Origin of the sequence: Agrococcus casei LMG 22410 (assembly GCF_900163565.1) — a bacterium.
Classification (GTDB): Bacteria; Actinomycetota; Actinomycetes; order Actinomycetales; family Microbacteriaceae; genus Agrococcus; species Agrococcus casei.
Window position 1 is genome coordinate 58041 of sequence record NZ_FUHU01000028.1, and the last position, 12640, is coordinate 70680.

The window sequence follows — 12640 nt, forward strand, 5'->3', positions numbered from 1 at the left end:
GTCAGAGCGGCTTCTTGAAGCCCTCGTGGGAGGCCGTATAGCCGTGCCGCTCGTAGAATCTGTGGGCCTCAGCGCGTGACTTGTCGGTGGTGAGCTGCACGAGTGTCGCTCCGTGACGATGGCCGTGCTGCTCTGCCCATGCCAGCATGCTGCCGCCGAGGCCAGCGCCCCTGTGGCCGGCTGCGACCCTGACCGCTTCGATCTGCAGTCGTGTGGCCCCTCCCCTGCTGAGGCCAGGGATCAGCGTGAGCTGCATCGTGCCGGCGAGCGCGCCGTCTGCGTTCTCGGCTGTGCTCTCCACGACCGCCAGGAACTGCCTCGGGTCGCCATCGATCTCACGGAAGGCGCGCTCGTAGCCGGCAGCGTCACCGCCTTCGCGAGTGCTTCCCAGTGTGTCGTCGCGCAGCAGCTCGACGATCCCGGGCACGTCTTCGAGCGTCGCACGACGCACAATGCAACCCGATTCGCCGAGGCGCTGCTGACTGTCTGGCATCAGCGTCGCTACGGAAGCCAGAGTGAGATCGGCTTGACGATGTCGGCGTAGATCAGCAGTGCGCCCATGATCAGCAGCACGACCGAGACCGCCATGGTCACCGGCACCCACTTCGCCGTGTCGATCGGTCCGGGATCGTCTCTGCGGAACAGCTTCGCGAATCCGCGTCTGAAGACATCGACGACCGCCCCCAGGATGTGACCTCCGTCGAGCGGCATCAGCGGAATCAGGTTGAAGACGAACAGCGCCACGTTGAGGCTCGCGAGGAGTCCCACCATGGAGGCGACGCGCTCGACGACCGGGATCTGGTCGGTTGCAGCGATCTCGCCAGCCATTCGACCGACGCCGACGACGCTCACGGGGCCGTTGGGGTCGCGCTCCTCGCTGCTGAAGGCTGCGACTCCGACATCCCAGAGCCGTTCGGGCAGGTGCAGCACCATGTGCACGACGCGCTCGACGTTCTCGCCGACCGCGGGCAGCACAGCGCTGACCGGCTGCTGCACGGTCTCGTACTGCGGCGAGATGCCGACGAAGCCGACGGGGATCGTGACGATCGCACCGTTCTCTTCGACGATCTGGCCGAATCTGTCGGTGACGGGTCGCTCGGACTCCATGGGTGTGACGGTGAGCGTCAGCTCTTCGCCGTCGCGCACGATGACGACGTCGGACTCCGTGTCGGCACGGTCTCGGATGAGCCCCTGCATCTGGGTCCAGTCAGTGACAGCAGTGCCGCCGAAGGAGACGATCTCGTCGCCAGGCTGGATGCCCGCTTCAGCGGCGGGAGCGAGCGGATCGTCGGCAGCGCACTCAGTGCGCTCCTCTGCCGCGCTGACGACGCACTCTGAGACGCTCGCGACCGTTGTGCTGGGCTGCGCTGTTCCGAATCCGCACAGCAGCACCCCGTAGAGCAGCACCGCCAGCACGAGGTTCATGAGCGGCCCGCCGAGCATGATCGTGACCTTCTTCAGGAAGGGCAGGTTGTAGAACGTGCGAGTCTCTTCGCCCTCGACGATCGTCTCGGCATTCACGGTTCGGGCGTCCTGCACGACGGCGTCGAAGAAGCCGGTGCTGGCAGTCCTCGCTTTTCCGCCCGGCTTCGCGGGCGGGTACATGCCACTCATCGAGATGTAGCCGCCCAGCGGAATCCACTTGAAGCCGTACTCGGTCTCGCCGACGCGCTTCGAGAAGATCGTCGGACCGAATCCGATCATGTACTGCGCGACGCGCACCTTGAACAGCTTCGCCGGCAGCAGGTGACCCACCTCGTGCAGGCCGATCGAGACGGCCAGGCCGACGACGATGACCAAGACGCCTGCGGTGAAGAGCAGTACGGCTTCCAACTACACCTCGAGGACCATGGGAACGATCATCGGGCGGCGGCGGACTCGAGTGCCCATCCAGCGCCCGACAGTGCGTCGCACGACCTGGCTGTAGTTGTGCTGGCCGCGCACGCCGTTCTCTGCCGCCTCCTTCAGGGCAGCGACGATCTTCGGCTTGATCGTCTCGAAGATCTTGTCGTCCTCAGCGAATCCGCGTGCGTGGATCTCGGGGCCGACGACGATCTTGCCCGAGTTGGGCTCGAGCGCGACGAAAATCGAGATGAAGCCCTCTTCTGCGAGCGTGCGGCGATCCTTAAGGTCGGACTCGTCAACCTCGCCGACCGTTGTTCCGTCGACGTAGACGAAGCCGATCGCGTGCTGGCCGGCGACGCGGATGTCACCGTCGGTCATGTCCCAGACCGTGCCGTTCTCGCCCACGAACGTGTTGTCGACGGGGATGCCCGTCTGCACGGCGAGCTTCGCGTTCGCCTGCAGGTGACGGTATTCGCCGTGCACCGGAATCACGTTGTTGGGCTTCAGGATGTTGTAGCAGTACAGCAGCTCGCCTGCGGAGGCGTGCCCTGAAGTGTGCACCTTGGCGTTGCCCTTGTGCACGACATTCGCGCCGAGCTTCATGAGGCCGTTGATGACCCGGAACACCGCGTTCTCGTTGCCCGGGATGAGGCTCGACGCCAGGATGACGGTGTCGTCCTCGCCGATCTCGATCTTGTGCTCGAGGTTCGCGATGCGCGACAGCACTGCCATCGGCTCGCCCTGCGAGCCGGTCGACATGTAGATGATCTTGTCGTCGGGGATGCCATCGGCCTTCTTCTGGTCGATGAGGATGCCGTCCGGCACCTGCAGGTAGCCGAGCTTCGACGCGATCGTCATGTTGCGCACCATGGAGCGCCCCACGAAGGCGACGCGGCGGCCGCTGGCGACCGCTGCATCCAGAACCTGCTGCACACGGTGCACGTGCGACGAGAACGACGCGACGACGACCTTACCGGGGGTCTTCGCGATGACCTGCTCGAGCACCGGCCCGATCTCGCGCTCGGGCATGCCGAAGCCCGGCACGTCGGCGTTGGTCGAGTCGACGAGGAAGGCATCGATGCCCTCTTCGCCGAACTTCGCGAATGCACGCAGGTCGGTGATGCGGCCGTCGAGCGGCAGCTGGTCCATCTTGAAGTCGCCCGTAGCGAGTGCTGTGCCGGCGTCCGTGCGGATCATGACGGCCAGAGCATCGGGAATCGAGTGGTTCACCGCAACGAACTCGGTCTCGAACGGGCCGAGCTGTTCGACGTCGCCCTCTTTCACCGTGAGCGTGAAGGGCTTGATGCGGTGCTCCTTGAGCTTCGCCTCGACGAGGGCGAGCGTCAGCTGCGAGCCGACCAATGGGATGTCTGCCTTGAGCTTCAGCAGGTACGGGACAGCACCGATGTGGTCTTCGTGACCGTGCGTGAGCACGACTGCCACGATGTCGTCGAGGCGGTCTCGGATGGGCGTGAAGTCGGGCAGGATCAGGTCGACGCCCGGCTGGTGCTCTTCAGGGAAGAGGACTCCGCAGTCGACGATCAGGAGCTTGCCGTCGATCTCGAAGACGGTCATGTTGCGACCGACCTCGCCGATTCCGCCGAGCGGAATGATGCGAAGTGTGCCCGGCTTGAGCTTTGCCGGTTCGGAAATGGTGGTCATGCGACCCTTTCTTAGCGTGTAGTGCCGTGAATCTTCGGCAGCGCACCGCCCGCGGCCGCGTTGCGGTCGGGGCGGAATCGCGTCAGGTCGAGTCCTTCGACTCCGACGACGGATGCGATGTCGTCTTCGATTCGGGCGGCCTCTGCGTCTTCTGGTCCGACGAGCGGCAGACGGACGCGAGGCGATTCGATACGGCCGAGGCCGTGCAGGATGTACTTGGTTGACACAGTGCCCGGCACGTGAGTCATCGTGGCGCGCACGAGCGGCTCCAATGACTTGTGGTGCCGCTGTGCCGTGTGCAGATCGCCGCTGTTGACGGCGTCGATGATTGCGCGGTAGGGCGCAGGAGCGATGTTGGCGGTGACGCCGATGAGGCCCGAGGCGCCGATCGACAGCGCTGGCAGCACGTTCGCGTCGTCGCCCGAGAAGTAGAGCAGGTCGGTCTCGTTGAGCACTCGGCTGACCTCTGCGAAGTCACCCTTGGCGTCTTTCACCGCGACGATGTTGGGGTGCTTCGCAGCGCGCAGCAGCGTCTCGTACTTGATCTCGATGCCTGAGCGGCCGGGGATGTCGTACAGGACGACAGGCAGGTCGGTCGCATCGGCGATCATGCGGAAGTGCGTCAGGATGCCGGCCTGCGTCGGCTTGTTGTAATACGGGGTGACGATCATGACGCCGTCGGCGCCGGCCTTCTCAGCCTGACGGTAGAGGTCGATCGCGTGCGCGGTCTCGTTCGAGCCGCCGCCCTGGATGATCTTCGCCCGGCTGCCCGCGACCTGCTTCGCCACGTCGATCAGGCGGATCTTCTCAGGGTCGGTCAGCGTCGACGTCTCGCCGGTCGTGCCCGACACGACGATGCCGTCGGCACCGTTCGCGACGACGTCTTCAATGAGACGCTCGACGTCGTCCCAGGCGACCTCGCCATCCGCTTGGAAGGGAGTCACGAGTGCTGCGAGCACTTGGCCGAAAGGATTCTCTGTCACAGGACTAGCGTAACCGCTCACGCACGCCGGTAACTGACAAAGCGGTACGGAACGCCTTTGCCCGAGACATGAAACCCTTCGTCGGGATCTGCTGTGACCGTCTGCCAGTCACGGCCGATCGCCGGGGCGAGGACGGAGCCTTCGGCGTCGATGTCGAGATGCGTGACCTCGAGCACGTCTGCCCGGTCGATCGCCTGCTCGTAAACAGACCCTCCTCCAACCACCCAGCAGGTGTCGCCGTGCTCTGCAGCAGCGACGATCGCCGCTTCAAGGCTGTCGACGACCTCAGCGCCGTCGGCTGAGAAGTCGCTCTGAGTCGTGAGCACGATGTTGTGCCGGCCCGGAAACGGACGGAAGCGCTCGGGAATCGAGTTCCAGGTGCCCCGCCCCATGATGACCGGATGCCCCATCGTAGTGCTCTTGAAGTGCGCGAGGTCCTCGGGAACGTGCCACGGCATCCCGTCGCCCGTCCCGATGACACGGCCTCTTGCCTCGGCCCAGATCATGCCCAGTTGCATGTCAGACCGCAACGGGTGCTTTGATGCCCGGGTGGTGCTCGTACCCGACGACCTCGAAGTCCTCGAACTCGTAGTCGAAGATCGAGTCGGGGCGTCGGCGGATGGCGAGCTTCGGCATCGGCAGCGGCTCGCGGGCGAGCTGCGTCTGCACCTGCTCGACGTGGTTGTCGTAGATGTGCGTGTCGCCGCCGGTCCAGATGAAGTCGCCGACTTCGAGGCCTGTCTGCTGCGCGACCATGTGCGTGAGCAGCGCGTAGCTCGCGATGTTGAAGGGAACACCGAGGAACATGTCGGCGCTGCGCTGGTACAGCTGGCACGACAGCCGGCCGTCTGCGACATGGAACTGGAAGAGGGCATGGCACGGTGCCAGTGCCATGTCTGGGATGTCAGCGGGGTTCCAGGCCGAGACGATGAGTCGGCGCGAATCCGGGTTCTCGCGGATCTGCTCGATGACCTGGGCGATCTGATCGATCGTGCCGCCGTCTCGTGTGGGCCACGACCTCCACTGCACGCCGTACACAGGGCCGAGGTCGCCGTCGTCGGCCGCCCACTCGTCCCAGATCGTGACGCCGCGCTCCTGCAGCCAGCGCGCATTGCCGTCGCCCCTGAGGAACCAGAGCAGCTCGAGCGCGATGGACTTGAAGTGCACGCGCTTCGTGGTGACGAGGGGGAACCCCTCGCTCAGGTCGAACCTGATCTGCTTGCCGAAGAGGCTGCGAGTGCCCGTGCCGGTGCGATCGTCCTTGTGCACGCCCTGTTCGAAGACCTCGCGAAGCAGGGTCTCGTACGCTGTCGAAGTCATGACACCAGGCTACTTGGCCTTCGAGAGCTCGATGGCTTTGCGAGCAGCCTTTCGGGCGCGCTTGCGGTCACGCGCCGCGTCGTACGCCATCGAAAGCCGCAGCCACGACTCCCACGACTCCGGATTGGCCTTGGCATCGTCGCGGGCGACCGGAAAGGCTTCGAGCGCGGCGTCGAGGTCTGCGCGACCGGACGGCGTCGCCGGCAGCGGCTCGGGCATGCCGTCGGCACGCTCAAGACGACGGACGAGGCCATCGAGCCTGATGCCGAAACGCACTTCGACGAAAAGGATCCAGACGCCGATGAGCGGGAGCACGAGCAGGGCCGCGCCCATTGCGTAGCCGATCGGCTCGCCCGACGAGAAGAAGTCGAGCGCATGGCGCAGCGCGAGCGCGAGGTAGAGCGCGAGCACCAGCGCCATGACGAAGGCCATCGCCTTGTTCAGCTTCATGAAGGCCTTTGCGCTTCGAGCCCGAGGAGGTCATCGAGGCCGACGGCCACGCCGTCGACCCTCTCTGCCTGGATCGCGAGCAGGATTCCCGCACGATATGAATCGCTCGACACCGTGTTGTGGGCAATCGTGAGCGTCTCGCCGAGGCCGCCGAAGACGACCTCCTGCCTGGCTGCGACCCCTGGCATCCTGACGGCGTGCACGGGGACAGTGTCGACGACCGCACCGCGTCCTGGTTCGTCGGGAGTCGGAACATGCTGGCGTCGCACCTCGGCGATCCGCTCGGCGGTTCGCGTGGCGGTGCCGCTCGGCGCATCGCGCTTGCTCTCGTGATGCGTCTCGATGATCTCGGCGTAGTCGAAGTGTCTCGCCGCGACCGTCGCAAGGTGTGTTCCGATGACGCTCCCGATCGAGAAGTTCGGAACGATGCGCACACCGCTGGCGCCGTCAGACTGCAGCTGCGAGACTCGCTCAGCCGACCATCCGCTCGTGGCCACGACGATCGGAATGCCCGCCTCGACTGCGACCCTCACGATCCGCTGGCTCGCAGCGAACACCGTGGCATCGAAGACCATGTCGACTCCGTCGAGCGAGATGTCGCCGTGCGAGTCGAGCTCGACCGCGCTGAGTCCGGGAGCAGATTCGATGACGCGAACAGCCACTTGGCCGAGGCGTCCGGTCGCGCCGGCGACCCCCACTGTTCGTGTCATGCTTTCAAGGGTAGACGGCGTCAGACCGTGTGCGGAACAGAGAGGCCGGTGCGATCCTCGGGCGCGATGTGGCCCAGGTCGTTGTACGCCACCAGCTGAGCCGGCCTGCCCGAGCGAAGGCGGATGATCGTGAGCCCGCCGTTCGCAGTGTTCAGGCCCATCCACTTCCAGTCGGGCGCATCGAGCACATGGCGCACGAACCACGCGATGACGAAGTTGTGGGTCACCAGCAGCTCGTTCGAGTCAGAGGTCTTCGATCGGATCCAGCGGTTGACGGCGTCTGCCATCTGCGCACGCCCCGCCTCTGCCTCGGCGTCGGTCACACCCGAGAAGAACGACTTGTAGGCCGCCGGCGGGTCTGACTCAGGGCCGGTCGGAATGCAGTCCATGAGCAGCGAGTGAGGTTCGAACGCGACGTCTGGCATGACGCCGCCCATCACACGGGCGGTCTCGGATGCGCGCTCAAGCGGCGAGTGGAAGGCGTTCGAGAACGGCACTCCGCGCAGCCGGTCGCCGATGGCCCTCGCCTGGCGGACGCCGCGTTCCGAGAGTGGGCCGTCGTCGACGCCGTGCTCGGCATCACGATGCTCCCCGTGTCTCACGAGGTATAGGAAGTGCGGCACAGAATCACCTTGTTCAGCCAGCGAACCGGTCAGCATCCACCCTACCCACTGCGACGACAGAGCGCTCGCCAGCGAGGAGCTCGCCGGCAAGATCGCGAACGTCGTCACTCGTGACAGCGCTGATGCGGGCCATGTTGGTCTCGAGATCGCTGAACTGGCCGAAGCTCAGCTCGGCGCGGGCGAGCCGAGCCATTCGGGTGTCAGAGTCTTCGAGTGCGAGCGCGCTCGCACCGCCGGTCATGCCGACGGCCCTCTGACGCTCGGTCTCGGTGATGCCCGACTCGGCGATCCCTTCGAGCTCTCGCACCATCAGATCAGCAACCTCACGAGCCTTTGCGGGGCCGCAGCCGGCGTACATTCCGAACATGCCCGCATCCGCGTACGCTCCTGCGAACGAGTACACGGAGTACGCGAGCCCTCGACGCTCTCTGATCTCTTGGAACAGCCGCGACGACATGCCGCCGCCGAGCACCGAGTTGAGCACGCTGACCGTCGGCCGGCGCTCGTCTGTGGCCACCAGGGCAGGCATTCCGACCATGAGGTTCACCTGTTCAAGGGGACGGTCGATGACCTTCACTCCCCCAGGGCCAGGCTGCAGCAGCTCGGTCGACCGTCGTGCGAGCGGAGCAGCCTGCTCGTCGAGGCTCCAGCCGCACTTCTGGAGCGCGCTGGTCACCAGCTGCACCAGGATGTCGTGGTCGACTGCTCCTGCGACCGTGACCACGAGGTCGCTGGGCGTGTAGCGCTGCTTGTAGTGCGCCCACACGCGTTCGCGATCGGCCTTTCGGATGCTCTCCTTCGTGCCGCCGATGGGGCGGCCGAGGGGCGTGGTCTCGCCGAACACGAGCTCTGAGAGCCGCTCGCCGGCCACGTCGGCCGGATCGTCGTCTGCCATCGCGAGCTCTTCGAGGATCACACCGCGCTCTGTGTCGAACTCAGCCGGGTCGATCGTCGACGAAGTGACCATGTCTGCGAGCACCTCGACGGCCATTGCCAGGTCGGTGTCTCGCACCTTGGCGTAGTAGCAGGTGCTCTCTTTCGAGGTCATCGCGTTGTGCTCGCCGCCCACTTCGTCAAACGATGTGGCGATCTCGAAGGCGCTCCGCGACGGAGTGCCCTTGAAGAGGAGATGCTCGAGGAAGTGCGTCGAGCCGAAGGTTCCCTCGGTCTCGTCGCGGCTGCCCACCGGAACCCAGAAGCCGACGGTCGCGGATGCGGCCGCCGGCATGTACTCACTGAGCACTCTCAGCCCGCTCGGCAGGACGGATCGCCGCACAAGCGATCCGCCCCCCGAGAGGACTGAGATGTCGGGTTCGGTCAGCGGAAGCTGAACCGGATCAGACACGAGTTCTGCTACTCCTTGGCGTCGTCTTCGTCGTTGCCGACGAGGTCGAGCGAGAGCTTGCCGCGGTCGTCGATCTTGGTGATCTGGACCTCGATCTTCTGCCCCACCGAGACGACGTCTTCGACGCTCTCGATGCGCTTGCCGTCGTTGAGCGGGCGCATTGCCGTCACGTGCAGCAGGCCGTCGCGGCCCGGTGTGAGCGAGACGAAGGCACCGAACGACGCGATCTTGACGACCGTGCCGAGGTAGCGCTCTCCGACCTCGGGAACCAGCGGGTTCGCGATCGCGTTGATCGCCGAACGAGCTGCCTCTGCCGAAGGCCCGTCGACGGCGCCGATGTATACGGTGCCGTTGTCTTCGATCGAGATGGTGGCGCCGGTCTCGTCCTGGATCTGGTTGATGACCTTGCCCTTGGGCCCGATGACCTCACCGATCTTGTCGACCGGAACCTGCACGCTGATGACGCGAGGCGCCGTGGGAGCCATCTCGTCGGGTGCGTCGATTGCCGAGTTCAGCACGTCGAGGATCGCTGCGCGAGCCTGCTTGGCCTGCGTCAGTGCGCCGGCCAGGACGCTCGCGGGGATTCCGTCGAGCTTCGTGTCGAGCTGGATCGCGGTGATGAACTCGCTTGTGCCGGCAACCTTGAAGTCCATGTCGCCGAGGGCGTCCTCGGCTCCGAGGATGTCGGTGAGAGCCGCGTAACGGGTCTCGCCGTCGACCTGGTCGGAGACGAGGCCCATGGCGATGCCTGCGACCGGTGCGCGCAGCGGCACTCCGGCGTTCAGCATCGAGAGGGTCGAAGCGCAGACCGAGCCCATCGAGGTCGAGCCGTTCGAGCTCAGTGCCTCGGAGACCTGGCGGATTGCGTAGGGGAACTCCTCGCGCGTGGGCAGCACCGGCATCAGGGCACGCTCTGCGAGCGCTCCGTGGCCGATCTCGCGACGCTTGGGGCTTCCGACGCGACCGGTCTCGCCAGTCGAGTAGGGCGGGAAGTTGTAGTGGTGCAGGTAGCGCTTGCTCTTGACCGGGTGCAGCGAGTCGATCTGCTGCTCAAGCTTGAGCATGTTCAGCGTGGTGACACCCATGATCTGGGTCTCGCCGCGCTGGAAGATCGCTGAGCCGTGCACGCGCGGAACAACCGCGACCTCGGCGTCGAGCGGGCGGATGTCAGCGACACCGCGACCGTCCATGCGCACGCCGTCAGCGAAGATGTTGCCGCGAACGACCTGCTTCGTGACTGCCTTGTACGCAGCGGAAACCTGTCCGAGAACAGACTCGTCGAGTTCGCCTGCTTCGACGCGCTGCGCGATCTGGTCCTTGACCTGACCCTTGAGCTCGTCGTCGGCGTCCTGGCGCTCGATCTTGTCGGCGATCGTGTAGACCTTCTTGACACCCTCGAGAGCGAGGCTCTCGACTGCGGCGTATGCCTCGTCACCGTACGGCGGGAAGAGCGGGAATTCCTTCTGCTCCTTGGCTGCGGTCTTGGCGACCTCGGCCTGTGCCTCGATCAGCTGGCTGATGAACGGCTTCGAAGCCTCGAGACCGGCTGCCACGACCTCTTCGGTCGGCTTGGTCGCACCCGACTGGATCAGGTTCCAGGCGTTGTCGGTGGCCTCTGCTTCGACCATCATGATCGCGACGTCGCCGTCGTCAAGCTGACGACCGGCGACGACCATGCTGAAGACTGCGTCCTCGAGCTGGTCGTGCTTGGGGAATGCGACCCACTGGTCTTCGACGAGCGCGATGCGGACGCCGCCGATCGGGCCCGAGAACGGCAGACCCGAGAGCTGCGTCGACATCGATGCCGCGTTGATCGCGAGCACGTCGTAGAGCACGTTGGGCTCGATCGAGAGGACAGTCACGACGACCTGAACCTCGTTGCGGACGCCCTCGGCGAACGACGGACGAAGCGGACGGTCGATCAGGCGGCACGCAAGGATCGCCTCGGTCGAGGGGCGGCCCTCGCGACGGAAGAAGCTTCCGGGGATCTGGCCGGCAGCGTACATGCGCTCTTCGACGTCGATGGTGAGCGGGAAGAAGTCGAAGTGCTCCTTCGGCTGCTTCGAGACGCTTGTCGCGCTCAGCAGCATGGTCTCGCCGTCAAGGTATGCGGCGGCTGATCCCTGTGCCTGCTGCGCAAGGCGGCCCGTCTCGAATCGGACGGTGCGGGTGCCGAACTTGCCGTTGTCGATGACGGCTTCGGCGAATGTGATCTCTGGACCCTCCATAGGGTCACTCCTCTCTGCAGGTGCGCAAGAAGCGCACGAATGCTGTCCTGCGCTGCAAAGAGGTGGCCATCAGTGGCGAGTCTCGAGGTCTGTGACTCGGGAATCGCCACCAACGACCAGCTGCTTCGCACGCGCGCAGGTGCGACCGATGCCGGTCGCCTGCCATGAGCCTACCAAGGATGCACCGAATCGCTCAGCAATCGCCCGAGAAACGTGCGTAGCCTTTCCAAGACGACCGATACAAGAGGGAGACGGTGTGAACGAGCAGCTGCGAATCAACCCGGATGCGTACACGCGTCCGGTCAGCGCTGACGACCGTCGCGAGTACGGCCACGACAGCTCACCGCTGGCCTGGATCGTTGCCGGGATCACGTTCGTCGTCCTCACGCTCCTCCTCGGATCGCTCTTCCTGCACGCTGACAACCGGCTGTGGCTCTGGCTGCTGGCGGCTGGCATCGCGGCTACGGTCTCGATCACGACCCTTGTCTTCATGGTGCTGCCCGACAAGCGGGGCATCCGCAGCAGGCGGTTCGCGGCAGAGCACGGCTTCGTCTATGCGCTGTCGACCGGGGGCAGCGGCATGCAGGGCGTGCTCTTCGAGGGCGGAACAAAGCGCCATACGAAGCACGCGTTCAGCCTGCCCGGCGGCGTCGTGGTGTCGGACTTCGAGTTCGAGCCCTCCGGCAGCAATGCGACGGTCACCTGGCGATACATCGAGCTTCCGCTCCCCCGCATGCTGCCCCACCTGGTGCTCGATGCCACGAGCAACAACGGGCTCTTCGGCACGAACCTGCCGCAGTGGCTCGCGCAGAGCCAGCGCATCTCGCTCGAAGGAGACTTCAACCAGCACTTCGCGCTCTACGCCCCGCGGGGCTACGACTTCGATGTGCGATACCTGCTGCCGCCCGACAGCATGGCCCTCCTGATCGACAATCTCGCGCAGTTCGACGTCGAGTTCTTCGGCGACCGCATGCGCATCGTCACGAAGGGCGGATGGCCGCACGGCGACCCGCAGACGTGGCAGTTCGTCGAGTGGGTCGTGAATGTGCTGTGGCCGCACTTCTGGCAGAGCACGATCCGCTATGAGGATGCTCGTGCGCACCACCTGCAGCAGCCCGTCCGCAGGGCGGAGACGCAGGCTGCCCCCGCACCCGGCGACGACCAGGATCCAGTCGAGCGATTCCGAGAGCAGTGGGAGCGCGGCGAGCACATGTCGGCGAACGCCCATGCAGCGCCGAGCTCAGCCGGATCAGTGGCGCCTTCGGGGCGAAAGCTCAGTCGATCCCCCTGGAAGACCGTGCTCAGCGCCGTCGCCTCGATCACCATGGTCGTGGTCTTGTCGGTGCTGTGGTTTCTGAACCGCTGAAGACACCGCGCCCGCACCCCTGGCTCAGCAATGCCACAGCGGGTGTGCGGCAGACTTGATCAGGCCCGAGACGTCGGCATCAGCCGACCGGGCGCAACCATGCTGAGC

The 12640-nt window shown here is 65.4% G+C and carries 12 protein-coding genes; 1 reads left to right on the plus strand and 11 read right to left on the minus strand.

All coding sequences use genetic code 11. The features are described from left to right. Position 1 precedes the first annotated feature (1 nt). Genes CZ674_RS07175 through CZ674_RS07225 form a run of 11 tightly spaced genes read right to left on the minus strand, consistent with a single transcriptional unit; the run spans position 2 to position 11166 of the window. Entirely contained in the window at positions 2-493 is a 492-nt protein-coding gene (locus CZ674_RS07175; RefSeq protein WP_086991844.1) for a GNAT family N-acetyltransferase, read from the minus strand. Positions 494-501: 8 nt separating this feature from the next. Further along, positions 502-1833, minus strand: coding sequence for a M50 family metallopeptidase (locus CZ674_RS07180; protein ID WP_086991845.1), 1332 nt, complete (start codon positions 1831-1833; stop codon positions 502-504). Beyond that, positions 1834-3507, minus strand: a complete 1674-nt coding sequence (locus CZ674_RS07185; RefSeq protein WP_086991846.1) for a ribonuclease J — start codon at positions 3505-3507, stop codon at positions 1834-1836. Between the two features lie 11 nt (positions 3508-3518). Further along, positions 3519-4490 carry a 4-hydroxy-tetrahydrodipicolinate synthase gene (gene dapA, locus CZ674_RS07190; RefSeq protein ID WP_086991847.1) on the minus strand — a complete coding sequence of 324 codons (972 nt, stop codon included), beginning with the start codon at positions 4488-4490 and terminating at the stop codon, positions 3519-3521. 17 nt (positions 4491-4507) lie between these two features. Then, on the minus strand, positions 4508-4996 hold the full coding sequence (locus tag CZ674_RS07195) for a dihydrofolate reductase (RefSeq protein ID WP_234988485.1): 489 nt from the start codon (positions 4994-4996) through the stop codon (positions 4508-4510). Between the two features lie 13 nt (positions 4997-5009). Continuing rightward, complete coding sequence (locus CZ674_RS07200) at positions 5010-5810, minus strand: thymidylate synthase (protein ID WP_086991849.1); 801 nt, start codon at positions 5808-5810, stop codon at positions 5010-5012. A gap of 9 nt (positions 5811-5819) precedes the next feature. Next, positions 5820-6260 (minus strand): hypothetical protein, encoded by a 441-nt coding sequence (locus CZ674_RS07205; protein ID WP_086991850.1) that lies wholly within the window; start codon positions 6258-6260, stop codon positions 5820-5822. After that, the gene (gene dapB, locus CZ674_RS07210; protein WP_234988486.1) at positions 6257-6970 is read right to left on the minus strand and encodes a 4-hydroxy-tetrahydrodipicolinate reductase; all 714 of its coding nucleotides are present in this window, start codon (positions 6968-6970) and stop codon (positions 6257-6259) included. Before dapB ends, CZ674_RS07205 begins: the two co-directional genes overlap by 4 nt. A gap of 20 nt (positions 6971-6990) precedes the next feature. Then, the gene (locus CZ674_RS07215; RefSeq protein ID WP_086991898.1) at positions 6991-7593 is read right to left on the minus strand and encodes a histidine phosphatase family protein; all 603 of its coding nucleotides are present in this window, start codon (positions 7591-7593) and stop codon (positions 6991-6993) included. Between the two features lie 13 nt (positions 7594-7606). After that, entirely contained in the window at positions 7607-8938 is a 1332-nt protein-coding gene (locus CZ674_RS07220; RefSeq protein ID WP_086991852.1) for a M16 family metallopeptidase, read from the minus strand. 8 nt (positions 8939-8946) lie between these two features. Next, positions 8947-11166 carry a polyribonucleotide nucleotidyltransferase gene (locus CZ674_RS07225; protein ID WP_086991853.1) on the minus strand — a complete coding sequence of 740 codons (2220 nt, stop codon included), beginning with the start codon at positions 11164-11166 and terminating at the stop codon, positions 8947-8949. 256 nt (positions 11167-11422) lie between these two features. Here CZ674_RS07225 and CZ674_RS07230 point away from each other — a divergent pair, with 256 nt between their 5' ends. Then, a complete protein-coding gene (locus CZ674_RS07230) occupies positions 11423-12532 on the plus strand; it encodes a hypothetical protein (RefSeq protein WP_086991854.1) in 1110 nt (369 codons plus the stop codon). Positions 12533-12640: the final 108 nt, after the last annotated feature.

Coding starts and splice junctions, on each gene's coding strand:
- CZ674_RS07175 (WP_086991844.1), bottom strand. CDS start 493: ATGCCAGACAGTCAGCAGCGCCTCGGCGAATCGGGTTGCATTGTGCGT.
- CZ674_RS07185 (WP_086991846.1), bottom strand. CDS start 3,507: ATGACCACCATTTCCGAACCGGCAAAGCTCAAGCCGGGCACACTTCGC.
- CZ674_RS07195 (WP_234988485.1), bottom strand. CDS start 4,996: ATGATCTGGGCCGAGGCAAGAGGCCGTGTCATCGGGACGGGCGACGGG.
- CZ674_RS07200 (WP_086991849.1), bottom strand. CDS start 5,810: ATGACTTCGACAGCGTACGAGACCCTGCTTCGCGAGGTCTTCGAACAG.
- CZ674_RS07205 (WP_086991850.1), bottom strand. CDS start 6,260: ATGAAGCTGAACAAGGCGATGGCCTTCGTCATGGCGCTGGTGCTCGCG.
- dapB (WP_234988486.1), bottom strand. CDS start 6,970: ATGACACGAACAGTGGGGGTCGCCGGCGCGACCGGACGCCTCGGCCAA.
- CZ674_RS07225 (WP_086991853.1), bottom strand. CDS start 11,166: ATGGAGGGTCCAGAGATCACATTCGCCGAAGCCGTCATCGACAACGGC.